Raw genomic sequence first — 23506 nt, forward strand, 5'->3', positions numbered from 1 at the left:
ACGGGTCCCGGCAGTCGTCCCGGCAGACGGGTCAGGCTCCGTACCGCGGGTGCACCAGGGTCGAGGGCGGCGGTTCGGCGCCCCGGGTCCGTTCGGCGCGGCGCGCCGCGCTCTCCAGGGTCCCGGCGCCGAGCGAGCGCAGCCGGGGCGCGTCGGCGGCGAGGCGGAGGGCGGGCGGCCGCTCGCCCCGTACGGCCAGGAGGAAGCCCCAGTCCCCCGGCCCGCGCTCCGTGCCGCTGGTGCGGTCGGCGCGGTCGGGTCCCGCGGCGAAGCCGGGGGCGCGGCCGCTCGCGCTGTAGGGCCGGGTCGCGAAGCCGGCGGCGCGCAGGGTGGCGTCGACGGTCCAGTAGGTGCGGGGCCGGTCGGTGACCGATCCGGCGTGCACGGCGAACCGTCCGGACGCGGTGAGCACCCGGGCCACGAGGCCGTAGAACTCCTCCGAGTAGAGCTTGGTGCTGGGGGTGATCCCGGGGTCGGGCAGATCGGAGATCACCACGTCGTACCGTTCCTGCAGGCGATCGGCGGCCCCCCTCAGCCAGCGGAACGCGTCCGCGTAGACCACCCGGACGCGGGGGTCGCGGAAGGCCTGGGCGTTGAGGGCGGCGAGCGCCGGGTCCGTACGGGCGAGGCGGACGACTCCCGGGTCGAGCTCGACGACGGTGACGGAGCGGACCCCGGCGTAGCGCAGGACCTCGCGGGCGGCCATGCCGTCGCCGCCGCCGACGATCAGTACGCGCGCGTGGGCGCCGTTCATCGCGGGGTGGACGAGCGCCTCGTGGTAGCGGTACTCGTCCCGGCCGGCCACCCGGAGGCGTCCGTCGAGGAACAGGTCGGGCAGCTCCTCGACGCCCCCGGTCACCACGACCTCCTGGAGCTCGGTGTGGACGGCGACCCGTACCCGTTCCCCGTAGACGGCCCGGCGCGCGGCCTGTTCGAAGTCGTCGACGAGGACGGTCGCGGTGGCGAGGACGGCGAGGACGCCCACGTTCACGGCCACGAGCAGCGCACGGGACCGACCGGTCAGGTCGCGGCGGAACACCCACAGCACGAGGCCGCCGCCCGCGACGGCGTTGACCGCGCCGGTGACGAGCGCGCCGGTGAGCTGGCCGAGCCAGGGCAGCAGCAGGAAGGGGAAGGCGAGGCCGCCGACGAGCGCGCCGACGTAGTCGGCGGCGAAGAGGTCGGCGACCGTCCCCGCGGCGTCGTCCCGCTCCCCGAGCGAGGTCTGCCGCCCGGCCCGACCGGAGCCGGCGGCGCGCGCGGCCCGATCGGCCCCCGCCGCCTGGCCCCGCTGTATCAGCGACATCAGGAGCGGGATCTCGGCGCCGATGAGCACACCGATCGCGAGCGAGAACGCCACGAGCACGTACCGCGATTCGCCGAGCCAGGCGAAGGACGCGTACAGCACCATCGCCGAGCAGCCGCCGATCAGCGCGAGTCCGGCCTCGACCAGGCCGAAGCCGACGGCGGCGCGGCAGCGCAGCCGCTTGGCGAGGAGCGAGCCCACCCCCATCGCGAAGACCATCACGGAGAGCACGACGGAGGCCTGGGTGACCGAGTCGCCGATCAAGTACGAGGCGAGGGCCACCAGTTCGAGCTCGTAGACCAGGCCGCAGGCGGCGCAGACGAAGACGACCGCGAGGACCGGGAACCGCACCGCCTCGCGCGGCGGCCGCACGGAGCGCCGCGCGGGCGGCCGGCGCACCCGCTTGGGCGGCATGGTCACGGTCGGCTCGATCATGCCCGTAACGCTACGTCACGATTCTCACACCCCTTGTCACCCACACGAGTGCACATGGGGTGCCGGGAGGGCGCATCAGAGCGTTGCGGGCATACGTGCGCCGATACGGGTCCTGGTCACCACCAACTGCCCCTCCTGCGGGTAGGCGTGCCAGGTGCGCCACCGCACCTGACCCTCATGACGCTGCGCCAGCATCGCGGTGAAGGCGTGCGGGGAACCGGGGAAGGTCCCCGCGAGCCCGTTCGGGTGGTCGGCGACGAGCGCGAGGAGCTCCTGCGCACGGCCCGCGAAGGAGCCGTGCGAGAGCGTCTCGACGCGCGCCGCGAATTCGTACTCCCACTCGCCGACGCGCTTGGAGACGCCGAGCGGGAGCGGGGTGCTGCTGCCGGGCATGCAGGCCACGGTCTCCGAGCAGTGGCGCCCCTCCTCCTCCAGGAGGACCTGGTGGGAGGCGCCGAGCAGCCTCAACTGGAGCTTGGCTCCGGAGAGTTCGAGATCGAGCACGGCGAGCGCGGGCAGCGGCTCGCGCCCGAGGGCCCAGGCCAGATCGGCCGCGCGCGTATCGGTGTAGGAGGTCTTCAGGGTGGTGAGCATGGGTCGGCTCCGCAAACACGGTTTGACGGGTGGGCCGGGGGCGCCCCGGAGAAGGGTTCTACGGGAGTGGGGAATCGCCGGCTCGGGTCCACACACGGTCCGAGGGCTGTCTCTGTCAGGAGCGAGAGAACCACGGACCCCGGGCGACTCGCAGCGTTTTTACCCAACTTGCTGTGTTTTCCAACCCCTTCGGGGCCCCAACAGTTCACTTGTTCAGTCAGCTGCCGCCGCCGCAGCCACCACCGCCACAGCCGGACCCGCAGGAGCCGCCCGATCCACAGGAGCTGTTGCTGCCGCAGCCGCCGCCCCCGCCGTCGGCCCAGGAGCTGCCGCCCCGCCGCCCGCCGCGCCGCTTGCCTCCACCGCGCGCCTTCCGGCCTCCTTTGAAGAGCGCGAAGACCACCATCGCGATGACGACGAAGATGAAGATTTCCATCTGTACTACCCCCGTTCTTCTGTGCGAGGGGGATGCCCGGTCCGACACCCCGTCAAAGCCGACTTGAGCGAGTCCAGAGCTTCAGCTGCAGGAGGACGAACTGGAGCAGCTGGAGCACGAGGACGACGAGCAGGAAGAGCTCGAACAGGAGGTGCTGGAGCAGGAGAACGAGGACGAGGAGCAGGAGGTGGAGGACGACGAGGAGGAGGACGAGGAGGACGATCCCGCCCACCAGCTGTCGCCCCCGTTGCCCCCGCGCTTCGCCCCGCCCGTCCCCCTCATCCCGCTCACGATGAGCCACACCCCGAGCGCGAGCACGGCCGCGATCCCGAGAATGAAGAATGCGATGTCCATGCCAGGGCGATCCCCGCCCCGGCCGGCCGTCAAAGCGCACTTGAGCAAGTCCAGAGCTTGGCCCCAGGATGGCGGTCATGACACGACCGCTGCTCAATCGCCGCCTCGCCGAGTTCGGGACGACGATCTTCGCCGAGATGTCCGCGCTCGCCGCCAGGACCGGGTCGATCAACCTCGGCCAGGGCTTCCCCGACACCGACGGCCCGGAGGAGATCCGGGAGGCTGCGGTCCGCGCGCTGCGGGACGGCCTCGGCAACCAGTACCCGCCCGGCCCCGGCATCCCCGAGCTGCGGACGGCGATCGCCGACCACCAGCGGGAGCGGTACGGCCTGGCGTACGACCCCGACACCGAGGTCCTCGTCACGGCGGGCGCCACCGAGGCGATCGCGGCGGCCCTGCTCGCCCTGGTCGAGCCCGGCGACGAGGTCATCGCCCTGGAGCCGTACTACGACTCGTACGCCGCCTGCATCGCGATGGCCGGCGGCACCCGCGTCCCCGTCACCCTCCGCCCCCACGAGGGCAGCTACGTCCTCGACCTCGACGAGCTGCGGGCCGCCGTCACCGACCGGACCCGGCTGATCCTGCTCAACACCCCGCACAACCCCACCGGCACCGTCCTCACCCGCGCCGAACTGACCGCCGTCGCCGAGCTCGCGATCGAGCGGGACCTGCTCGTCGTCACGGACGAGGTGTACGAGCACCTGGTCTTCGACGACGCCGAGCACCTGCCGATCGCGAGCCTCCCGGGCATGCGGGAGCGCACGGTCACCATCGGCTCGGCCGGCAAGACGTTCTCCTTCACCGGCTGGAAGGTCGGCTGGATCACCGCGAGCCCCGGGCTGACCTCCGCCGTCCGCTCGGCCAAGCAGTTCCTCACCTACGTCTCCTCGGGCCCGTTCCAGTACGCGATCGCCGAGGCCCTGCGCCTCCCGGCCGCCTACTTCGACACCCTCAGGGCCGAGCTGCGCGCCAAGCGGGACCTGCTGAGCGAGGGCCTCGCGCAGGCGGGCTTCGAGGTCTACCGCCCGGCCGGCACCTACTTCGTCACCACCGACATCCGCCCCCTCGGCGCCACCGACGGCTTCGCCTTCTGCCGCTCCCTCCCGGAGCGCGCCGGCGTCGTCGCCATCCCCAACGCCGTCTTCTATGACCACCGCGAGGCCGGCGCCCCCTTCGTCCGCTTCGCCTTCTGCAAGCGGACCGAGGTCCTGGAGGAGGCCGTCTCGCGCCTGAAGCGGCTGGGCTGAACGGCGGGGTGTTCGGCCGGGTGGGGTGTGGGCGCCCGCACCCGCGCGCGCCCTCCGGGCGCCGGGACGATCGTCGGGTAGACCGATTTACCGGGTAAGAATCGGTTTCCCGCGCCCGGAGGTGCACCCTGTCCGCCGAGACCCTCGACCGCCCGGCGGCCCCGGCCGCGGTCCGGAGCGGCCCCCGCGACCGCAGGCCGCCCCGGAGCGCACTGCGCCGGGCCGCCCCCGCGCTCGGGCTCTTCGCCGCCGCCCGGCTCACCGGTCTGCTCGTCCTCACCCTGTGGGCCCGGCACACCGGCCGCTCGCCCCGGGCGCTCCTCGCGACCTCCTGGGACTCCGAGTGGTACACCGGGATCGCCGCGCACGGCTACGGGCGCGTCCTTCACGGCGCCCACGGCATGGTCCTGAACGACCTGGCCTTCTTCCCGCTCTACCCGGCGCTCGTCCGGGCCGTGACCACCGTGCTGCCCGTCACCGGGGGCACCGCCGGGCTGCTCCTGTCCTGGCTGGCCGCCGGGGCCGCCGCCTGGGGCGTCTACCTGGTCGGGGAGCGACTGCGCGGGCGCCGGACCGCCACGGTGCTCGTCCTGCTGTGGGGCCTGCTGCCGCACTCGGTCGTGCTGACCATGGCGTACACGGAGCCGGTGATGACCGCGTTCGCCGCCTGGGCGCTGTACGCGCTGCTCACCCGGCGCTGGCTGTGGGCCGCCGCCCTCGCGGCCCTCGCCGGGCTCACCCGGCCGAACGGCGTCGCGGTCGCCGCCGCCGTCCTGACCGCCGTCGCCTGCGAGCTGTGGCGGACCCGGGGCCGGTCCGGGCCGCGCGTATGGGCGGCGGGCCTGCTCGCGCCCACGGGCTGGCTCTCGTACGTCCTCTGGGTCGGCGTCCGCAGCGGCGATCCGCTCGGCGGCTACTTCGCCGTGCAAAAGGGCTGGACGTCCCGGTTCGACTTCGGCAAGGGCGCGCTCGTCTTCGTACGGGACATGCTCGGCGGCCCGACCCAGTTCGGGTTCGCGATGGCGCTGCTCATCACCGGCGCCGGGGTGCTGCTCTTCGCGCTCCTCGTGTGCGGGGAGCGGCTGCCGCTGCCCGTCCTCGCCTACACGGCGGTGCTCGTGGTCATCGCCGTCGGCGGCTCGGGCTTCTTCGAGTCCAAACCGCGCTTCCTGCTGCCGGCCTTCCCGCTTCTGCTCCCGCTCGCGGCGGCACTGACGAAAGCCCGGCCGAGGGCCGCGGTCCTGGTGATCGCGGCCCTGGCCGGGCTCTCGTGCTGCTACGGGGCGTACGCCCTGACGCTCGCACGCATGGCGATCTGAGCGGCAGGGGTACGGGGAGGACTCAGGCCTCGTCGTCGCCCGTGGCCTTCTCCTCGGGAGACTCCAGGCCGAACTGCTCGACGATCCACTTGTCGAACTCGATGGAGGCGCGGACCCAGCTGACCGTGGAGGACACGAAGTGCTCCAGGGCGACGCCGGTGCCGATCAGCATCTGCGCCTCGCCGATGAGGCGGAGGGTGGCGGAGCCGTCCTCCTCCTCGTGCAGGTGCGTGTAGACCTTGGGCCACAGGGTGCGGCGGTTCCAGTCGTCGATCGCGTCGAGGATCTTGGCGCGGTCGTCGGCGGCGTGCGGACGGTCGTAGAACGTCCGCACCGAGAAGACCTGCTGCTCGCCCTCGCCGCGGAACATGAAGTACGTGCGGAACTCCTCCCACGGCGCCGCGAGGTCACCCTCGTCGTCGACGACGTACTTGAGTTCCATCTGCTCGAGGAGCTGCTTGACGAGGTCCTGGTCGGGGACGACGGGGCCCGCCGGTCCTGCGGCCTGAGGCTGGGGCTGGCCCCCGAAATTCGGAATCGAGGACGGGTCGATGCTCACCGTTATTTCCCTTCGTACGGATGCTCGCCATCCTCCCCCATGCCGGGCGGTACGTGGCAAGCCCCGCTGGTCCGGAAGCGGCAAGATCCGCTGCGAGCTGACATGATCTCGTGCCCATGGGGGACGCGAAGAGGAAATCCCGGTGGTGGATCTGGCTGCTCGTGGGGCTCGTCGCCCTCTGCGGTCTGCCGGTCACGCTACTGGCCTGGGGCGCCTACTCCATCAGTGAGAGCGCAAGGACCCAGACGGTGGACTGCGCCAAGGCGATGGAGTTCGCCCACGGCAGGCTTCCGGCGGACGCCGAGGACGCCCGGTGCACCGGGACGCACTGGCAGGACTCGTACATCACCGCGGATTTCCGCATGCCGCGCGCCGACGTCGCCGACTGGCTGAGAACCACCTATCCGGAGGGCAAGCCGTCGATCGGCTGCGACAAGGACCTGTGCGTGTCGGTCGACTACGACCAGGCGCTCTACGTCGACGTGGAGGTGGTGTACGAGGGCTCCACCGCCCTCGTACACCTCAGCTCCTACGACATGTAGCCGGCACGGCTACTGGGCCGCGCCGACGATCAGGCCGTCCTCGAAGCGGTCCACCCGGACCGTGTCGCCGTCCACGACCTCGCCCGCGAGGATCTCCTTCGCGAGCCGGTCGCCGATCGCCGTCTGGATCAGGCGGCGCAGCGGCCGCGCGCCGTACGCGGGGTCGTTGCCCTCCTCGGCGAGCCACTCCAGGGCCGCCGGGGTGACGTCCAGGGTGAGGCGCCGCTCGGCGAGCCGCTTCGCGAGCCGGTCGATCTGGAGCTGCGCGATCCGGCCCAGCTCGGCCCGGTCGAGCGCCGAGAAGACGACCAGGTCGTCCAGACGGTTGAGGAACTCGGGCTTGAAGCTCGCCCGCACGACGTCCAGGACCTGCTGCTTCTTCACGTCCTCCGAGGTCAGCGGCTCCACCAGGAACTGGCTGCCCAGGTTCGAGGTGAGGATCAGGATGGTGTTGCGGAAGTCCACCGTCCGGCCCTGCCCGTCGGTCAGGCGTCCGTCGTCCAGGACCTGGAGCAGGACGTCGAAGACCTCCGGGTGCGCCTTCTCCACCTCGTCGAGCAGGACCACGCTGTACGGGCGGCGGCGGACCGCCTCCGTGAGCTGGCCGCCCTCCTCGTAGCCGACGTAGCCGGGAGGCGCGCCGACGAGGCGGGCGACGGAGTGCTTCTCGCCGTACTCCGACATGTCGATGCGGATCATGGCCCGCTCGTCGTCGAAGAGGAAGTCCGCGAGCGCCTTCGCCAGCTCGGTCTTGCCGACGCCGGTCGGGCCGAGGAAGAGGAAGGAGCCGGTGGGCCGGTCGGGGTCGGCGATCCCGGCGCGGGTGCGGCGCACCGCGTCGGAGACGGCCTGCACGGCCTCGGACTGGCCGATCAGCCGCTTGCCGAGCTCGTCCTCCATGCGGAGCAGCTTCTGCGTCTCGCCCTCCAGGAGGCGGCCGGCGGGGATCCCGGTCCAGGAGCCGACCACGTCCGCGATGTCGTCGGGGCCGACCTCGTCCTTGACCATGGTGTCCTTGGCCGACTCCTGCTGGGCCTCGGCTTCGGAGGCCTCCGCCAGCTCCCGCTCCAGGCCCGGGATCTCCCCGTACAGCAGCTTGGAGGCGGTGTCGAAGTCGCCGTCGCGCTGGGCGCGCTCGGCGCGGCCGCGGGTCTCGTCGAGACGCTCCTTCAGCTCGCCGACCCGGTTGAGGGACTGCTTCTCCTTCTCCCAGCGGGCGGTCAGGCCGCGCAGCTCCTCCTCGCGGTCGGCGAGGTCGCGCCGGAGCTTCTCCAGGCGCTGCTTGCTCGCCGCGTCCGTCTCGTTCTTGAGGGCCAGCTCCTCCATGCGGAGCCGGTCCACGGAGCGCTGGAGCTCGTCGATCTCGACGGGCGAGGAGTCGATCTCCATGCGGAGCCGGGACGCGGCCTCGTCGACGAGGTCGATGGCCTTGTCGGGGAGGAAGCGGGAGGTGATGTACCGGTCGGAGAGGGTCGCGGCGGCCACCAGGGCGGAGTCGTTGATCTGCACCTTGTGGTGGGCCTCGTACCGGCCCTTGAGGCCGCGGAGGATCGCGATGGTGTCCTCGACGGTCGGCTCGGCGACCAGGACCTGCTGGAAGCGGCGCTCCAGGGCGGGGTCCTTCTCGATCCGCTCGCGGTACTCGTCGAGGGTGGTCGCGCCGACCATGCGGAGCTCGCCGCGGGCCAGCATCGGCTTCAGCATGTTGCCGGCGTCCATGGCGGAGTCGCCGCCGGCGCCCGCGCCGACGACGGTGTGCAGCTCGTCGATGAAGGTGATGATCTGGCCGTCGCTCTCCTTGATCTCGGAGAGGACGGTCTTCAGGCGCTCCTCGAACTCGCCGCGGTACTTCGCGCCGGCGACCATCGCGCCGAGGTCGAGCGAGACGAGCCGCTTGTTCTTCAGGGACTCCGGGACGTCGCCCTTCACGATCCGCTGGGCGAGGCCCTCGACGACGGCGGTCTTGCCGACGCCGGGCTCGCCGATGAGGACCGGGTTGTTCTTGGTGCGGCGGGACAGCACCTGGACGACGCGCCGGATCTCGTGGTCGCGGCCGATGACCGGGTCCAGCTTTCCCTCGCGCGCGGCGGCGGTGAAGTCCGTGCCGAACTTCTCCAGCGCCTTGTACTGCCCCTCCGGGTCGGGTGTGGTCACCCGGCGTCCTCCCCTGCTCTTCTCGAACGCGTCGAGCAGCTTCGATGCGCTCGCGCCCTGCGCGTCGAGGATCTCACCGGTCTGGCCGCCCTTGGCGGCGATCGCGGCGAGAAGGTGCTCGGTCGACAGGTAGTCGTCGCCGAGCTCCTTGGCGCGCTTGTCGGCGTCGGCGATGACGGCGAGGAACTCACGGTTGGGCTGCGGGGGCGCGACCGTGGACCCGGTGACGCTCGGCAGGGCGGCGAGCAGCCGCTCCGCGCCGCCGCGGACGACGGCCTGGTCGGCGCCGACGGCGGCCAGCAGGTCGATGATGTTCTCGTTGTCCTGACCGGCCAGGAGGGCGAGCAGGAGATGGGCCGGGGTCAGGTCGGCGTGTCCCTCGGACACGGCGCGGCTGCTCGCCGCGTTGATCGCGTCCCGGCTCCTGTTGGTCAGTTCGGCGTCCACGTGCGGTGCTCCTCCTCGAACGTCGTGGGTCGTCTCTCTCTATGACCCTTCCAACGTACACAAAGTTGAGTCCATTCCGCTCAAGGTATCGGAGGGAGTCCCGTCACAGGTAGTTTCCGGGCATGGCCACAGACCCCAGGAACCCCTCCGACTCGTACCTGAGCTTCTGGCGCGAGTACCACATGTGCACCCTGACCACCCCGCGCGCGGACGGCACGCCGCACGTCGTCGCGGTCGGCGTGACGTACGACCCCGAGGGCGGGTACGCGCGCGTGATCACCAACAAGAACAGCCGGAAGGTCGCCAACGTCCTGGCGGCGGGCGCGGACGGCGCGCGGGTCGCGGTCTGCCAGGTCGACAAGGGGCGCTGGGCCACCCTGGAGGGCGTCGCCCGCATCCGTACGGAGGCCGAGACCGTCGCGGACGCCGTCGCCCGCTACGCCGAGCGGTACGGGCGCACGCCGGCCCCGAACCCGGACCGGGTCGTCATCGAGATCGCCCTCACCCGGGCGATGGGCCGCGCCTGAGCGACCCGCACGCAGACGCACAGCGGCGCCATCGCGTTTCAGGTCCGCGATGGCGCCGCTGTGTGGGGGAAGTGCCGGAGCGATCTACAACGACGGGGGAATCGCTCAGGCACTGCGGGGGGTGGCGGTGATGGCCTCTGGTTCGATCAGCTGGTGGTCCCGCTGATCGAGATTGACGAAGATCATGCCGTACCGGATGGCACAGCGGATGGGCTGCGGAGCGCCGCGGGGACGGCGCAGACAGCGGTACGCGCGGACGTCTTCGTCCTGCTCACGGGCGACGACGATCGGCTCTCCGAAGAGCGTGACCTTCAGCGAGTCACCACGGTGGGGGATGGCCGTGGCGAGATCGACGAAGTGCCAGCCGGAGCGATAGGCCGAGGCCATCTCCCGGCGGAACCTGGGGTCATCGGGAACATTCATGCGCCCGACTAGCTCCAGCCGGGGTCCTGCGCGGGGGCCACGCTCCAGCCCGGGTCATCGAGGAGCGTGGGGGCAGAGAAGTGCCAGCCCGGGTCGAGCGGAGCAGCCTGCACATGGGCCGGCTCCGAGTGCCAGCCCGGGTCCGGAACCACTCCCACCGCGCCCACTGTGGCGGCCGCGATGAAGGCGACTCCGGCCGCCGCGCGTATGAGCTTCTTCATCATCACCGAGCAACCTCACTTGAAGGCAACGTCTACTTCCAACCCCCGCGAGTAAGACGATGGCTTACTCTCTGCGCCTGCACCACCAAACCCAGGCATCATGTTCCTGAGATGCAGGAGCCTGGGGGTGTACATATGCGGAAACAAGCGGACGAAACAGGTCACCCTCATTCGCATGCCGAACTGTGCGCAGCGGGCTCCGAGCTGTACGCGGCCGCTCTGCGGACCGGGCGAATACCCCGGTCAGAGGCGGTCGAGGCACCGTGCCTCCTCGATCTGTCGCTGCTCCACCCCGACCCCGACGACGCGCAGTGGCTCCGCCCGGTTCCCCCCTCCGCGGCGCTCGCCCAGCTGCTCCAGCCGATCGAGCGGGAGATACTCGACCGCCGGCGGCGCACCGTCGCCCTGTCGGACGCCTTCGAGCCCTTCATGGCCCTCAGCGCCCACGACTCGCCCGCCACACACGCCATCACCGTGCTCGAGGGCATCGACCGCATCAACTCGACCCTCGACCGCGTCGTGGCCGACTGCCGCAGCGAACTCCTCACCGTCCAGCCGGGCGGCGGCCGCCCCGCACAGGCCCTCAGCGAGGCCCTGGACCGCGTCTCCCCGCTGCTCGGGCGCGGCATCAGCATGCGCACGCTCTACCAGCACACCGCGCGCCACACCGAACTCACGCTGACCTATCTGGAGCACGTCGGCCCCGAGGTCCAGGTCCGCACCCTCGAAGAGATCATCGACCGGCTGATCATCGTCGACCGCGAGGTCGCCTTCATCCCGGCCCGCAGCGACCGCCAGGTCGCCCTGGAGCTGCGCCACCCCGGCCTGGTCGCCTACCTCGGCGGCGTCTTCGACCAGTTCTGGCAGCTGGCGGTGCCGATACGGGAGGAGATCCCGTACGACATCAAGACCGACGGCATCGGCGGCGTCCAGCGCTCCATCGCCAAGCTCCTCGTCGAAGGACACGTCGACGAGGCCATCGCCCGCCGGCTCGGGATGAACGTGCGGACCTGCCGCGCGCACATCGCCAAGCTCGCCGCCGCCCTCGGCAGCGGGAGCCGGGCCCAGCTCGGCTATCTGATCGCCCAGTCCGGGATCCTCGAACGGGACAGCTGAACGACGAGGCCCCCTCCACCGCGGTGGAGGGGGCCTCATGGCTCTGCGTGTACCCGGGGATGCACCAGGAGCTACTCGCCGCGCTTCGGGCGCCACACCACGAGGGCGCTCGCCTGCTGCACGTCGGTGTACGGCACCAGGTCCCGGCGGTACGAGGCGTGCACCTGGGCCTCGCGCTGGCGCAGCGTCGCCGCCGCGCCCTCGACCGCCGCCGACAGCTCGGACACCCGTGCCTGGAGCGCCGCGACCTGGTTCTCCAGTTCGATGATCCGCTTGATTCCGGCCAGGTTGATGCCCTCGTCCTGCGACAGCTGCTGCACCTGACGGAGCAGCTCGATGTCACGGGCCGAGTAGCGCCGTCCGCGGCCTGCCGTGCGGTCCGGGGAGACCAGACCGAGCCGGTCGTACTGCCGGAGGGTCTGCGGGTGCAGACCGGAGAGCTGGGCCGCCACCGAGATGACGTACACGGGGCTCTCGTCGGTCAGCTCGTACGGATTGCGTCTCACCGGGTCACGCTCCCTTCGCGGCCTGGAACAGCTCGGCCCGCGGGTCCTCGGAGGCGGTCGCCTCGCGGAAGGTCTCCAGGGCCTCGCGTGCCTTGTCGTCCAGCTCCTTCGGCACCGCCACCTCGACCGTCACGAGGAGGTCGCCGCGCGTGCCGTCCTTGCGGACCGCGCCCTTGCCCCGGGCGCGCATCGTCCGGCCGTTCGGGGTGCCCGCGGGCAGCTTGAGCGTGACCGCGGGGCCGCCGAGGGTCGGCACCTTGATCTCGCCGCCGAGCGCCGCCTCCGAGAAGGAGACCGGCACCGTGACGGTGAGGTTGTCGTCCCTGCGGCCGAAGACCGGGTGGTCGTCGACGTGCACGACGACGTACAGGTCGCCGTTCTGCCCGCCGCGCTCGCCCGGCGCTCCCTTGCCGCGGAGACGGATCTTCTGGTTGTCGCTGACGCCCGCGGGGATGCGGACCTGCATGGTGCGGGAGGACTTGGCCCGGCCGCTGCCCTTGCAGACCTCGCAGGGGTTCTCGGCGATCAGGCCGCGGCCCTTGCAGTCCACGCAGGGGTCGGTGAGCGAGAAGGAGCCGCTGCCGCCGCGCGAGACCTGCCCGGTGCCGACGCAGGTCGGGCACACCCGGGGGGTGCCGTTCTTGTCGCCGGTGCCCGAGCACGCCGTGCACGGCTGCTGGCTGGACATCCGCAGCGGTACGGTCGCGCCCTCGATGGCCTCGGTGAAGCTGAGCGTCACCTCGGACTCGATGTCCTGGCCGCGCCGCGGCTGGGTGCGGGTGCCCGCGCTCCCGCCGCGGTTGAACAGGCCGCCGAAGACGTCCCCGATCCCGCCGCCGCTCCCGAAGCCGCCACCCGCCCCGCCCTGGGCGCCGCCGAAGAGGTCGCCCAGGTCGAAGTTGAACGAGCCGCCGCCGGGGCCGCCGGCCCGGAAGCCGCCGTTCCCGAAGAGGGCGCGGGCGTCGTCGTACTCCTTGCGCTTCTTGGGGTCGCCGATGACGTCATTCGCCTCGGAGATCTCCTTGAAGCGCGCCTCGGCGCTCGCGTCACCCTTGTTGGCGTCCGGATGGTTCTCGCGTGCGAGCTTCCGGTACGCCTTCTTGATCTCGGCCTCGGTGGCGTCCTTGGGGACGCCGAGAACCTTGTAGTAGTCCTTCTCGACGAAGTCCTTCGTGTTCATCGACGTCCCTCCTCCCGCGTACGGGTACGGCTGTTACTCGCTGTCCTTCTCGGACGTGTCGGACTTGTTGGGGTCTTCCGACTCCTCGGCCTTGCCCTGCGCCCCGGGCTGGGGCTCGGCGACGGCCACGCGGGCGGGCCGGATGGTCCGCTCGCCGATCCGGTACCCCGGCTGCAGGATCGCCACGCAGGTCGTCTCGGTGACGTCCGGCGCGTACGAGTGCATCAGGGCCTCGTGGATCGTCGGGTCGAAGGGCTCGCCCTCCTTGCCGAACTGCTGCAGACCCATCTTGGCGACGACGGTCTCCAGCGATTCGGCCACCGACTTGAACCCGCCCACGAGCTCTCCGTGGTCCCGGGCCCGGCCGACGTCGTCGAGGACGGGCAGGAGCTCGGACAGGAGGCTCGCAACGGCGATCTCCTTGACCGTGACCCGGTCCCGCTCCACGCGGCGGCGGTAGTTCTGGTACTCGGCCTGGAGCCGCTGGAGGTCGCCCGTGCGCTCGGTGAGCGCGGTGCGGGCCTGGTCCAGCTGCGCCAGCATGGCTACGTCCGTAGCGTCCCCGGCCGGGGCCGTCGAGTCCTCCTCGGGGGAGTTCTCGACGGCCTCGGCGGCGTCGTCAGCGGTGGCGCCGGAGGGGACGTCGGGCTTCTCCTCGAAGCCCGGGGTCTCCTCGGTCACGCCTGGCCACCCTTCGGCTTGTCCTCGTCGACGATCTCGGCGTCGACGACGTCGTCGTCCTGGGCCTGGGCCTGGCCGGCGTCGCCGGCGGCCGGGGCGCCCTGGGCGTCGGCGTACAGCGCCTGACCGAGCTTCTGCGAGACGGCCGCGACCTTCTCGGTGGCGGTGCGGATCTCGGCGGTGTCCTCGCCCTTGAGCTTCTCCTTCAGCTCGACGAGCGCGGCCTCGACCTCGGCCTTGACGTCACCGGGGAGCTTGTCCTCGTTGTCCTTGATGAACTTCTCCGTCTGGTAGACGAGCTGCTCACCCTGGTTGCGGGACTCGGCGGCCTCGCGGCGACGGTGGTCCTCGTCCGCGTACTGCTCGGCCTCCTGGCGCATCCGGTCGACCTCGTCCTTCGGCAGCGAGGAGCCGCCGGTGACGGTCATCTTCTGCTCCTTGCCCGTGCCCAGGTCCTTCGCGGTCACGTGCATGATGCCGTTGGCGTCGATGTCGAAGGCGACCTCGATCTGCGGGACGCCACGCGGGGCCGGCGGCAGACCGGTCAGCTCGAACATGCCGAGCTTCTTGTTGTACGCCGCGATCTCGCGCTCGCCCTGGTAGACCTGGATCTGCACGGACGGCTGGTTGTCCTCGGCCGTCGTGAAGATCTCGGACCGCTTGGTCGGGATCGTGGTGTTGCGCTCGATGAGCTTGGTCATGATGCCGCCCTTGGTCTCGATGCCGAGGGACAGCGGGGTCACGTCGAGGAGCAGGACGTCCTTGACCTCACCCTTGAGGACACCGGCCTGGAGGGCGGCGCCGATGGCGACGACCTCGTCCGGGTTGACGCCCTTGTTGGCGTCCTGACCGCCGGTCAGCTCCTTGACGAGCTCGGCGACGGCCGGCATACGGGTCGAGCCACCGACGAGGACGACGTGGTCGATCTCGGAGAGCTGGATGCCCGCGTCCTTGATGACGTTGTGGAACGGCACCTTGCAGCGGTCGAGCAGGTCGGAGGTGAGCTGCTGGAACTGGGCGCGCGTGAGCTTCTCGTCCAGGTGCAGCGGGCCCTCGGCGGAGGCCGTGATGTAGGGCAGGTTGATCGAGGTCTCCGTGGAGGAGGACAGCTCGATCTTCGCCTTCTCGGCGGCCTCGCGCAGACGCTGGAGGGCCATCTTGTCCTTGGCCAGGTCCACGCCGTGACCGTTCTGGAACTGCGTCACCAGGTAGTCGACGACGCGCTGGTCCCAGTCGTCACCACCGAGGTGGTTGTCACCGTTGGTGGCCTTCACCTCGACGACGCCGTCGCCGATCTCCAGGAGGGACACGTCGAAGGTGCCGCCACCGAGGTCGAAGACGAGGATCGTCTGGTCGTCCTTGTCCAGGCCGTAGGCCAGGGCGGCCGCGGTCGGCTCGTTGACGATGCGCAGGACGTTGAGGCCCGCGATCTCACCGGCCTCCTTGGTGGCCTGACGCTCGGAGTCGTTGAAGTACGCCGGGACGGTGATGACCGCGTCGACGACCTTCTCGCCCAGGTACGCCTCGGCGTCACGCTTGAGCTTCTGCAGGATGAAGGCGCTCATCTGCTGCGGGTTGAAGTTCTTGCCGTCGATCTCGATCTTCCAGTCGGTGCCCATGTGGCGCTTGACCGACCGGATGGTCCTGTCGACGTTGGTGACGGCCTGACGCTTGGCCACCTCGCCGACGAGCACCTCGCCGTTCTTCGCGAAGGCGACGACGGACGGCGTGGTCCTGGCGCCCTCGGCGTTGGTGATGACGGTGGGCTCGCCGCCTTCCAGAACGCTGACGACGGAGTTAGTCGTGCCCAGGTCGATGCCGACCGCACGTGCCATTTCGATTCCTCCAGCTGACTGACTTGAGTGGAACTGACTCAAGGATGCACGAGGAGGTCTCTCGCGTCAACAGACCTGAGCGGGGTCGACTCAACTCTTCGTCGGCCAGGCCACTCAAAGGGCGTGCCGCTCCCCCGTTTGACCAGGTTCGCATGAGAGGGTCCGGACATACTCAGGACATGTCCGGGATTCCCGATCCCAGGATTCCCGCCGAAGGGTGTGAGCGCATGACGGCGAAGCGCGCGTTCGACGTGGCGGGCGGGCTCGTCCTGCTCCTCGCCCTCGCGCCCCTGATCGCCGGGACCGCCCTGTCCGTCTCCCTCGGCGGCAGCGGGGCGGTGCTGCGCCGCCGGACGGTGGCCGGCCTTGAGGGGCGGCCCTTCACGATGCTGACCTTCCGCACCAGGAGCCCGCTGGCCGCGCTGCCGCTGCTGCTGCACGTCGTCGCGGGCCGGATGTCGCTGGTCGGACCGTGCCCGCTGACCCCGGCCCACCGCGAGTGCGCGGGCGAGGGCCGCCGCCGGCTCTCCGTACGCCCGGGGGTGACCGGACCGTGGCAGATCAGCGGCCGCTCGGACCTGCCGTGGGAGGAGCGCGAGCTGCTCGATCTCCACTATGTGGACCACCACTGGCTGGGGATGGATCTGCTGATCCTTGCGCGTACGCTTCCAGCTGTACGCAGGCGTCGCGCGGCAAGGTTTACCTGAGAGGGCAAGGTTTGCCTGAGCGACACATATCACCGCGAGCGCCGCTACAGCGCGGCGCCGTGACCGGGTAATCTCAGCAGGAACTCAATAAGTTACCGCTTAGTAGGCCCGCCCGAGGAGCCCGTCATGCAACTCGCCGCGATCATCGTGTCGATCGCCATCACGGTGGTGGCCGTCGCGCTGTTCGGCCGCGCCATCGTGCAGATCTACCGCTTCGTGCAGCTCGGCCAGCCGGTCCCCGCCGGCACGCGCACCGGAGACCCCAAGGCCCGCACCATCACGCTGGTCAAGGAATTCCTCGGCCACACCCGCATGAACCGCTGGGGCATCGTCGGCTTCGCGCACTGGTTCGTCGCGGTGGGCTTCTTCTCGCTGCTCCTCACGATCGTCAACGCCTTCGGCCAGCTCTTCCAGGCCGACTGGCTCATCCCGATCATCGGCGACTGGCTGCCGTACGAGATCTTCACCGAGTTCCTCGGCCTGATGACGGTCCTCGGCATCGTGACCCTCATCGTCATCCGCCAGCTGAGCAAGCCGACCAAGGCCGGCCGCAAGTCCCGCTTCGCCGGCTCCAAGACCGGCCAGGCGTACTTCGTCGAGGCCGTCATCCTGATCGTCGGCGTCTGCATCATGACGCTCCGCGCCCTCGAAGGCGTCCAGCACCACGTGACGAGCTGGGAGCCGGGCTTCTTCGCCTCGTACCCGCTGATCGCGCTCCTGGACGGCCTGGACCTGAGCACGATCCAGTACCTCACCTACTTCTTCGCGTGCCTCAAGATCGTCACGTCCTTCACCTGGATGATCACGGTCTCGCTCAACACCAACATGGGCGTCGCCTGGCACCGCTTCCTCGGCTTCCCGAACATCTGGTTCAAGCGCAACGCCGACGGCTCCACCGCCCTGGGCGCGCTCCAGCCGATGAGCACCGGCGGCAAGGAGATCGACTGGGAGGACCCGGCCGAGGACGCCGTCTTCGGTGTCTCCCAGGTCGAGCAGTTCTCCTGGAAGGGCATCCTCGACTTCTCCACCTGCACCGAGTGCGGCCGCTGCCAGTCGCAGTGCCCCGCCTGGAACACCGGCAAGCCGCTCTCCCCGAAGCTCCTCATCATGTCGCTGCGCGACCACGCGCACGCCAAGGCGCCGTACCTGCTCGCGGGCGGCGGCAAGGACATGGAGGGCAACGAGAAGGCTTCCGAGGAGCAGCTCAAGGACGTCCCCGCCGCCGCCCTCGCCGAGGCCGAGCGCCCCCTCATCGGCACCGCCGAGGAGAACGGCGTCATCGACCCGGACGTCCTGTGGTCCTGCACCACCTGCGGCGCCTGCGTCGAGCAGTGCCCGGTCGACATCGAGCACATCGACCACATCGTCGACATGCGCCGCTACCAGGTGATGATCGAGTCCGCGTTCCCGTCCGAGGCGGGCACGATGCTCAAGAACCTGGAGAAGAAGGGCAACCCCTGGGGTCTCGCCAAGAAGCAGCGCGTCGAGTGGACCAAGGAGGTCGACTTCGAGGTCCCGATCATCGGGAAGGACGCGGAGGACCTCTCCGAGTTCGACTACCTCTACTGGGTCGGCTGCGCCGGCGCCCTGGAGGACCGGGCCAAGAAGACCACCAAGGCCTTCGCGGAGCTCCTCCACATCGCGGGCGTCAAGTTCGCGATCATGGGCGGCGACGAGAAGTGCACCGGTGACTCCCCCCGCCGCCTGGGCAACGAGCCGCTGTTCCAGCAGCTCGCCGCGGAGAACGTCGCGATGCTGAACATGGCGTTCGGCGAGGACGACGAGGACGAGTCGACGAAGAAGCCGAAGTCGGCCAAGAAGATCGTCTCGACCTGCCCGCACTGCTTCAACACCATCGCCAACGAGTACCCGCAGCTCGGCGGCGAGTACGAGGTCATCCACCACACCCAGCTGCTCCAGCACCTCATCGACGAGGGCAAGCTGATCCCGGTGACCCCGGTCGAGGGCCTCATCACCTACCACGACCCCTGCTACCTGGGCCGTCACAACAAGGTCTACACGCCGCCGCGCGAGATCATGTCCGCCGTCCCCGGCCTGCGCCAGCAGGAGATGCACCGCCACAAGGAGCGCGGCTTCTGCTGCGGCGCCGGTGGTGCCCGGATGTGGATGGAGGAGCGGATCGGCAAGCGCATCAACAACGAGCGCGTCGACGAGGCCCTGTCCCTCAACCCGGACATCGTCTCCACCGCCTGCCCGTTCTGCCTCGTCATGCTCACGGACTCCGTGAACGGCAAGAAGAACGAGGGCAAGGCCAAGGAGTCGGTCACGGTCGTCGACGTCGCCCAGCTCCTCCTCGACTCGGTGAAGACCCCGGTCGAGCCGGAGGAGCAGCCGGCGGCCGAGGAGCCGGAGCCGGCCGTCTGATCCCGGACACCTGAAAGGGCCGCCCCGCGCGAGAAGCGCGAGGCGGCCCTTTTCGCTACTTCTGGCCCACGAGAACGCCATGGAAGTCGTAGGTCCAGCTCGTGCCGCCGGGGACGGAGAGCTTGACGTAGGGCCGCCCGTCCTTGCCGGCGAAGAAGGTGGCGGTGTGCCCGTCGGGCAGCTTGACGACCTTGGCGGCCTTGGCGAGGGACCCGTCGGCGAGGTCGACGTTCCGCCAGAAGACCGCCTGGTCGCTCGCGGTCTGGTCGCTCGTGGTCTGGCCGCTGCCGGAATCGGCGGCGAAGGCGGCCCCGGTGGCCGGCAGGAGGAGGGCGGCGGCCCCGGTGGCGACGGCGGCGGTACGGACGGAACGACGGGTGACACGCATCGGAAGAACTCCTTGCTCGGGTCGCTGAGATCTCCGAAGCTACGAGTACGACATTCAGGTGATATGTCGGATTCGTAACAGCGCTCCCGCGCCTCCCCCACAGCCACGTCACGCCCGTCGGGTCCCCTAGGGGATGTCACAGCTCAGTGGCAAGCACCGGCCTGTGGAGCAACCACCCGGCAGAACCGGGTACGTTCGACGACGTGGCTGGATTCAGGAACGGACGCGGCCGGGACAACCGCCCCCCGCAACAACAACCGCAGCAGGCGCCGTACGGGTACAACGCGGCCCCGCCGCCCTACCCGCAGCAGCAGTGGCAGCAGCCGCCGCAGGGGCAGTCGTACGGGCAGCAGGGGCAGCAGGGGCAGCAGCCCTACGGGGAGCCGGAGTACTTCGGCGAGCCGTACGGCGGGCAGCAGCACGCGGCGGCGGCGAACAACCCGGGCCACACCCAGATGTTCAGCGTCGACGACCCGTACGGGCAGCAGGGGCCGGCCCCCGCCCCCGTACCGACGGGCCCCCGGCTCCCGTGGAAGGCGCTCCTGAGCGGCATCGTGCTCCGCCCGGCGGACACGTTCCTGCGGATGCGGGACCACGCCGTCTGGGGACCGGCGCTCATCGTCACGTTCCTCTACGGACTCCTCGCGATCTTCGGCTTCGAGAAGGCCCGCGAAGAGGCGATCAACGCGACGCTGTCGACGGCGATCCCGTACGTCCTGATGACCGCCCTCGGCTTCGTGCTCGGCGGCCTGATCCTGGGCGCGGTCACCCACACCCTGGCGCGCCAGCTGGGCGGCGACGGCGCCTGGCAGCCCACGGTCGGCCTGTCGATGCTGATCATGTCGATCACGGACGCGCCGCGCCTGCTCTTCGCCCTCTTCCTGGGCGGCGAGAACGGCCTGGTGCAGGTCCTCGGCTGGGCGACCTGGCTGGCGGCGGGCGCCCTGTTCACCGTGATGGTGAGCCGCTCGCACGACCTGCCGTGGCCGAAGGCGCTGGGAGCGTCGGCGATCCAGCTGGTGGCACTGCTGAGCCTGATCAAGCTGGGCATGCTGTAGACGACGTACGCAGACGGAAAAGGCCCCCACCGGGGACGGTGGGGGCCTTCTCCTTTGCGCATATGGGGGGCTCAGGCGTCGAGAACCTGACCCTCGCGCTTCACGACGGGCGGTTCGACCGACCAGGGGAAGTTGATCCACTCGTCGGTCTTCTTCCACACGTACTCGCACTTCACGAGGGAGTGGGACTTCTCGTAGATGACGGCGGAGCGGACCTCGGCGACGTGGTCGACGCAGAAGTCGTGGACGAGCTTCAGGGTCTTGCCGGTGTCGGCGACGTCGTCGGTGATCAGCACCTTCTTGTCGCTGAAGTCGATCGCGTTGGGCACGGGCGCCAGCATGACCGGCATCTCCAGCGTCGTCCCCACACCGGTGTAGAACTCCACGTTCACCAGGTGGATGTTCTTGCAGTCGAGGGCGTAGGCGAGCCCGCCGGCGACGAACACCCCGCCACGGGCGATGGAGAGCACGAGGTCGGGCTCGTAGCCGTCGTCGGCGATGGTCTGCGCGAGCTCGCGGATGGCGGTCCCGAAGCCCTCGTACGTCAGGTTCTCGCGTACTTCACTCATGCCTGCGACCGCCTCACACCTGGGTCCGATGGAAGTTCATGTAGGAACGGGAGGCCGTCGGCCCCCGCTGACCCTGGTACCGCGAGCCGTACCGCTCGCTCCCGTACGGGAACTCGGCGGGCGAGCTCAGCCGGAACATGCACAGCTGGCCGATCTTCATGCCGGGCCAGAGCTTGATCGGCAGGGTGGCGAGGTTCGACAGCTCCAGGGTCACGTGCCCCGAGAAACCGGGGTCGATGAACCCGGCGGTCGAGTGCGTGACGAGCCCGAGCCGCCCGAGGGAACTCTTCCCCTCCAGACGCGACGCGATGTCGTCCGGCAGGGTGATGACCTCGTAGGTCGAGGCGAGCACGAACTCGCCCGGATGCAGGATGAACGCCTCGTCGCCCTCCGGCTCGACCTCACGGGTGAGGTCCAGCTGCTCGACGGCGGGGTCGATGTGGGGGTAGCGGTGGTTCTCGAACACCCGGAAAAAGCGGTCGAGACGCACGTCGATGCTCGACGGCTGCACCATGGATTCGTCGTACGGGTCGATGCGCACCCGTCCGGCGTCGATCTCGGCCCGGATGTCCTTGTCTGAGAGAAGCACGCCCCCACGATACGCAGAGGGCGCGGACCTGCCCCAATCGGCAGCCGTCCGCGCCCGGCACCGCACGGCTCAGCGCCGCCCGACCTCCACCGGCACCGCGTGCCGCAACCGCGCACACCGCGGACAGCGGATGAGCCGCCCGGGCCCGATGCGCCCGGCACCGAGCTGCTGAAGCGGGAACGAGGCGGTACTGAACACATGCCCTTCGGCACAACGGACGACGGTGCGCTCCATCGAAGCCATCAAGTCCCTTCCCCTACACATGTGGTGGACGATCAGCCACATTAGGGGATGAAGGGGGCGCCCTCCACGCGGCACTCCGCACGGCCGAAGCGGTGAGCTTCGCCTCAAGTGGCGCATGGGGTACAGTGTGCAACGATGCGGCACGGATCATCCGGCCGCTGTGCGGATGTAGTTTAATGGTAGAACATGAGCTTCCCAAGCTTATAGCGCGGGTTCGATTCCCGTCATCCGCTCCACAGTAAAGCCCCAGGTCAGCGACCTGGGGCTTGTTTGTTGTCTAGACCTCTCGGGGCCTGCGTGCCATTCGCGTGCCATAAGTGCCGTAACGGTGCGTCAGATTGGGCCCCGAACCGTCACTCGCGGCCACCGCACGCCGAGTGGTCTTGAATCCCGAGACGGATTTCGAGTGACCTGCACCACACGCCGCAGGGAGTGCGGCCCGGGTAGGTTCCGGGACCGCACCCCCTGTGCGTCACCTCCGCCGGGCCACTCCGGCAGGAGCCGCGAGCGGGGGAACGATCCGGTGGACGGTGGCGGTCGCGCTGTTGCCCGACTCGCGGTCCGCCGACGCGAGCTGGCTCCGGACGGTGGCGTCGATGTCACCGGCGAGCTTGCGCTGGTGCTCCTTGGTGGAGTGCTGGTAGATCAGCTGCGCACGCTCGGACGACTGACCCGCGCGGACCATCAGGTCCTTGAGCTTGGCGCCGGTGTCGGCGGCGAGGGTGTTTCCGGTGTGCCGGAGGTCGTAGAAGCGGAACTCCTTCGGCATGCCGACCGCGTCACGGGCCTTGCGCCACTTCCGACCGAAGGTGGTGCCACGGAGGGCGGCACCCCTCTCCCCTACGAAGACGAGGCCGTCGGGTCCGTCCTGGGCGAACCACTCCAGGTGCCGGCGGACGTCGAGGAGGATGAAGCCGGGCAGCATGATCTCCCGTTTGCCCGCTCGGGACTTGGGGTCGCCGATGACCCTTCTGCCGGTGTTGAGTTCCGGAGCGGCTCGCCGCACCCGAACCGAACCGGTGTCGAGGTCGATGTCGCCTCGGCGTAGCTCGGCCAGTTCCTCGGGCCGCATGGAGGCGAAGGCGCCGAGCAGAACCATCAGCCGCCAGCGGATGCCGATGGCCTCGGCGAGAGCGAAGACCTGCCCGACGGTGGCCACGGGGCGTTCGTCCGCATCCTCGCGCCCTGCCCCGCGGATCGAGCAGGGGTTCCGCCGGATCAGGTCGTCCTCGACTGCCGTCTGCATGATGGCCTTCAGCAGCCGGTACGACTTGGCGGTCGTCGTGGCACCGGTCGCGTTCCGCCGTTCCGCGCGCCAGGTCCTGACCTTGGCGGGGCTGATGGCGTTGACGTACTGGCTGCCAAACGTCGGCTCCAGGTGGAGGCGGAGCAGCCGCCGGTACAGCTCGTCGGTCGTGGCCGCGACGCCGCGCTCGTCGATCCAGCGCGTGGCGTACTCGGCGAACAGGACCTCGCCAGCGGCCGGGTCGATCCAGTCGCCCCGGGCCTGTTCGGCCTGGATCTGAGCGAGGAACAGCTCGGCTTCGCGCTTGGTCTCGTAGGTCTGCGGCGCCGCGCGCAGTACGCCGCCCGCTCCGGGATAGCGGGCCTGGTAGCGGCCCGAGGGCAGCTTGCGGATCGCGCCGAAGCTGCGGCGCGGGGCCTTCCTGCGAGATCGCGTCATG

The 23506-nt window shown here is 70.1% G+C and carries 24 protein-coding genes and 1 tRNA gene; 9 read left to right on the plus strand and 16 right to left on the minus strand.

Going from position 1 to position 23506, the window contains the following annotated elements:
* Positions 1-31 precede the first annotated feature (31 nt).
* From AB5J54_RS18950 to AB5J54_RS18965, 4 genes are all read right to left on the minus strand, one after another.
* Positions 32-1741 carry a polyamine aminopropyltransferase gene (locus tag AB5J54_RS18950; RefSeq protein ID WP_369145097.1) on the minus strand — a complete coding sequence of 570 codons (1710 nt, stop codon included), beginning with the start codon at positions 1739-1741 and terminating at the stop codon, positions 32-34.
* Positions 1742-1816: 75 nt separating this feature from the next.
* Positions 1817-2335, minus strand: a complete 519-nt coding sequence (locus tag AB5J54_RS18955; protein ID WP_189803144.1) for a DUF2617 family protein — start codon at positions 2333-2335, stop codon at positions 1817-1819.
* Between the two features lie 217 nt (positions 2336-2552).
* A complete protein-coding gene (locus tag AB5J54_RS18960) occupies positions 2553-2771 on the minus strand; it encodes a hypothetical protein (protein ID WP_369145098.1) in 219 nt (72 codons plus the stop codon).
* 52 nt (positions 2772-2823) lie between these two features.
* Positions 2824-3003: a hypothetical protein gene (locus AB5J54_RS18965; protein ID WP_369145099.1), complete on the minus strand. Its 180-nt coding sequence runs from the start codon at positions 3001-3003 to the stop codon at positions 2824-2826.
* 199 nt (positions 3004-3202) lie between these two features.
* Here AB5J54_RS18965 and AB5J54_RS18970 point away from each other — a divergent pair, with 199 nt between their 5' ends.
* Both AB5J54_RS18970 and AB5J54_RS18975 read left to right on the plus strand, forming a co-directional pair.
* Positions 3203-4372 (plus strand): pyridoxal phosphate-dependent aminotransferase, encoded by a 1170-nt coding sequence (locus tag AB5J54_RS18970; RefSeq protein ID WP_369145100.1) that lies wholly within the window; start codon positions 3203-3205, stop codon positions 4370-4372.
* 212 nt (positions 4373-4584) lie between these two features.
* Positions 4585-5691, plus strand: a complete 1107-nt coding sequence (locus AB5J54_RS18975; protein ID WP_369149392.1) for a glycosyltransferase family 39 protein — start codon at positions 4585-4587, stop codon at positions 5689-5691.
* Positions 5692-5713: 22 nt separating this feature from the next.
* Here the strand turns inward: AB5J54_RS18975 and AB5J54_RS18980 are convergent, their stop codons facing one another.
* Positions 5714-6250 carry a YbjN domain-containing protein gene (locus AB5J54_RS18980; RefSeq protein WP_369145101.1) on the minus strand — a complete coding sequence of 179 codons (537 nt, stop codon included), beginning with the start codon at positions 6248-6250 and terminating at the stop codon, positions 5714-5716.
* A 116-nt stretch (positions 6251-6366) separates the two neighbouring features.
* On the opposite strand from AB5J54_RS18980, the gene AB5J54_RS18985 reads away from it, so the two are divergent.
* Positions 6367-6792 (plus strand): hypothetical protein, encoded by a 426-nt coding sequence (locus tag AB5J54_RS18985; protein ID WP_369145102.1) that lies wholly within the window; start codon positions 6367-6369, stop codon positions 6790-6792.
* Positions 6793-6801: 9 nt separating this feature from the next.
* Here AB5J54_RS18985 and clpB read toward each other — a convergent pair whose 3' ends face one another.
* Entirely contained in the window at positions 6802-9393 is a 2592-nt protein-coding gene (gene clpB / locus AB5J54_RS18990) for an ATP-dependent chaperone ClpB (protein ID WP_369145103.1), read from the minus strand.
* A 122-nt stretch (positions 9394-9515) separates the two neighbouring features.
* On the opposite strand from clpB, the gene AB5J54_RS18995 reads away from it, so the two are divergent.
* Positions 9516-9920: a pyridoxamine 5'-phosphate oxidase family protein gene (locus tag AB5J54_RS18995; RefSeq protein ID WP_369145104.1), complete on the plus strand. Its 405-nt coding sequence runs from the start codon at positions 9516-9518 to the stop codon at positions 9918-9920.
* A 105-nt stretch (positions 9921-10025) separates the two neighbouring features.
* Here AB5J54_RS18995 and AB5J54_RS19000 read toward each other — a convergent pair whose 3' ends face one another.
* Positions 10026-10343, minus strand: coding sequence for a (2Fe-2S)-binding protein (locus AB5J54_RS19000; RefSeq protein ID WP_041129982.1), 318 nt, complete (start codon positions 10341-10343; stop codon positions 10026-10028).
* An 8-nt stretch (positions 10344-10351) separates the two neighbouring features.
* Entirely contained in the window at positions 10352-10567 is a 216-nt protein-coding gene (locus AB5J54_RS19005) for a hypothetical protein (protein WP_369145105.1), read from the minus strand.
* Positions 10568-10699: 132 nt separating this feature from the next.
* Here AB5J54_RS19005 and AB5J54_RS19010 point away from each other — a divergent pair, with 132 nt between their 5' ends.
* Positions 10700-11680, plus strand: a complete 981-nt coding sequence (locus AB5J54_RS19010; RefSeq protein WP_369145106.1) for a helix-turn-helix transcriptional regulator — start codon at positions 10700-10702, stop codon at positions 11678-11680.
* A gap of 71 nt (positions 11681-11751) precedes the next feature.
* Here the strand turns inward: AB5J54_RS19010 and AB5J54_RS19015 are convergent, their stop codons facing one another.
* The 4 genes from AB5J54_RS19015 to dnaK are packed head-to-tail and all read right to left on the minus strand — an operon-like array spanning position 11752 to position 15882.
* A complete protein-coding gene (locus AB5J54_RS19015) occupies positions 11752-12186 on the minus strand; it encodes a heat shock protein transcriptional repressor HspR (protein ID WP_086825514.1) in 435 nt (144 codons plus the stop codon).
* A 4-nt stretch (positions 12187-12190) separates the two neighbouring features.
* Entirely contained in the window at positions 12191-13366 is a 1176-nt protein-coding gene (gene dnaJ, locus AB5J54_RS19020) for a molecular chaperone DnaJ (RefSeq protein WP_369145107.1), read from the minus strand.
* Positions 13367-13399: 33 nt separating this feature from the next.
* A complete protein-coding gene (gene grpE / locus AB5J54_RS19025) occupies positions 13400-14047 on the minus strand; it encodes a nucleotide exchange factor GrpE (RefSeq protein ID WP_369145108.1) in 648 nt (215 codons plus the stop codon).
* Positions 14044-15882, minus strand: a complete 1839-nt coding sequence (gene dnaK, locus AB5J54_RS19030) for a molecular chaperone DnaK (RefSeq protein ID WP_369145109.1) — start codon at positions 15880-15882, stop codon at positions 14044-14046. The genes grpE and dnaK overlap by 4 nt, the downstream gene beginning before the upstream one ends.
* 227 nt (positions 15883-16109) lie before the next feature.
* On the opposite strand from dnaK, the gene AB5J54_RS19035 reads away from it, so the two are divergent.
* Positions 16110-16589 (plus strand): sugar transferase, encoded by a 480-nt coding sequence (locus AB5J54_RS19035; RefSeq protein WP_369145110.1) that lies wholly within the window; start codon positions 16110-16112, stop codon positions 16587-16589.
* A 126-nt stretch (positions 16590-16715) separates the two neighbouring features.
* Entirely contained in the window at positions 16716-18974 is a 2259-nt protein-coding gene (locus AB5J54_RS19040) for a (Fe-S)-binding protein (protein WP_369145111.1), read from the plus strand.
* Positions 18975-19029: 55 nt separating this feature from the next.
* Here AB5J54_RS19040 and AB5J54_RS19045 read toward each other — a convergent pair whose 3' ends face one another.
* Complete coding sequence (locus tag AB5J54_RS19045; protein ID WP_369145112.1) at positions 19030-19362, minus strand: hypothetical protein; 333 nt, start codon at positions 19360-19362, stop codon at positions 19030-19032.
* A gap of 203 nt (positions 19363-19565) precedes the next feature.
* On the opposite strand from AB5J54_RS19045, the gene AB5J54_RS19050 reads away from it, so the two are divergent.
* A complete protein-coding gene (locus AB5J54_RS19050; protein WP_369145113.1) occupies positions 19566-20420 on the plus strand; it encodes a Yip1 family protein in 855 nt (284 codons plus the stop codon).
* A 71-nt stretch (positions 20421-20491) separates the two neighbouring features.
* On the opposite strand, the gene AB5J54_RS19055 is transcribed toward AB5J54_RS19050, so the two are convergent.
* Together AB5J54_RS19055 and dcd are read right to left on the minus strand one after the other, a co-directional pair.
* Positions 20492-20989: a phosphoribosyltransferase gene (locus tag AB5J54_RS19055; RefSeq protein WP_369145114.1), complete on the minus strand. Its 498-nt coding sequence runs from the start codon at positions 20987-20989 to the stop codon at positions 20492-20494.
* A 13-nt stretch (positions 20990-21002) separates the two neighbouring features.
* Positions 21003-21578, minus strand: a complete 576-nt coding sequence (gene dcd, locus AB5J54_RS19060) for a dCTP deaminase (RefSeq protein WP_030690788.1) — start codon at positions 21576-21578, stop codon at positions 21003-21005.
* Positions 21579-21983: 405 nt separating this feature from the next.
* Here dcd and AB5J54_RS19065 point away from each other — a divergent pair.
* Positions 21984-22057, plus strand: a tRNA-Gly gene (locus AB5J54_RS19065).
* 236 nt (positions 22058-22293) lie between these two features.
* Here the strand turns inward: AB5J54_RS19065 and AB5J54_RS19070 are convergent.
* Complete coding sequence (locus tag AB5J54_RS19070; RefSeq protein WP_369145115.1) at positions 22294-23505, minus strand: tyrosine-type recombinase/integrase; 1212 nt, start codon at positions 23503-23505, stop codon at positions 22294-22296.
* Between the last annotated feature and the right edge of the window lies 1 nt (position 23506).

Source organism: Streptomyces sp. R44 (assembly GCF_041053105.1).
Taxonomy (GTDB): Bacteria; Actinomycetota; Actinomycetes; order Streptomycetales; family Streptomycetaceae; genus Streptomyces.

Coding starts and splice junctions, on each gene's coding strand:
- AB5J54_RS19045 (WP_369145112.1), bottom strand. CDS start 19,362: ATGCGTGTCACCCGTCGTTCCGTCCGTACCGCCGCCGTCGCCACCGGG.
- AB5J54_RS19070 (WP_369145115.1), bottom strand. CDS start 23,505: ATGACGCGATCTCGCAGGAAGGCCCCGCGCCGCAGCTTCGGCGCGATC.
- AB5J54_RS18960 (WP_369145098.1), bottom strand. CDS start 2,771: ATGGAAATCTTCATCTTCGTCGTCATCGCGATGGTGGTCTTCGCGCTC.
- AB5J54_RS19035 (WP_369145110.1), top strand. CDS start 16,110: ATGACGGCGAAGCGCGCGTTCGACGTGGCGGGCGGGCTCGTCCTGCTC.
- AB5J54_RS19055 (WP_369145114.1), bottom strand. CDS start 20,989: ATGAGTGAAGTACGCGAGAACCTGACGTACGAGGGCTTCGGGACCGCC.
- AB5J54_RS19040 (WP_369145111.1), top strand. CDS start 16,716: ATGCAACTCGCCGCGATCATCGTGTCGATCGCCATCACGGTGGTGGCC.
- AB5J54_RS18955 (WP_189803144.1), bottom strand. CDS start 2,335: ATGCTCACCACCCTGAAGACCTCCTACACCGATACGCGCGCGGCCGAT.
- dnaJ (WP_369145107.1), bottom strand. CDS start 13,366: ATGAACACGAAGGACTTCGTCGAGAAGGACTACTACAAGGTTCTCGGC.
- AB5J54_RS19010 (WP_369145106.1), top strand. CDS start 10,700: ATGCGGAAACAAGCGGACGAAACAGGTCACCCTCATTCGCATGCCGAA.
- dnaK (WP_369145109.1), bottom strand. CDS start 15,882: ATGGCACGTGCGGTCGGCATCGACCTGGGCACGACTAACTCCGTCGTC.
- AB5J54_RS19005 (WP_369145105.1), bottom strand. CDS start 10,567: ATGATGAAGAAGCTCATACGCGCGGCGGCCGGAGTCGCCTTCATCGCG.
- AB5J54_RS18970 (WP_369145100.1), top strand. CDS start 3,203: ATGACACGACCGCTGCTCAATCGCCGCCTCGCCGAGTTCGGGACGACG.
- AB5J54_RS18950 (WP_369145097.1), bottom strand. CDS start 1,741: ATGATCGAGCCGACCGTGACCATGCCGCCCAAGCGGGTGCGCCGGCCG.
- AB5J54_RS18985 (WP_369145102.1), top strand. CDS start 6,367: ATGGGGGACGCGAAGAGGAAATCCCGGTGGTGGATCTGGCTGCTCGTG.
- AB5J54_RS19000 (WP_041129982.1), bottom strand. CDS start 10,343: ATGAATGTTCCCGATGACCCCAGGTTCCGCCGGGAGATGGCCTCGGCC.
- AB5J54_RS18995 (WP_369145104.1), top strand. CDS start 9,516: ATGGCCACAGACCCCAGGAACCCCTCCGACTCGTACCTGAGCTTCTGG.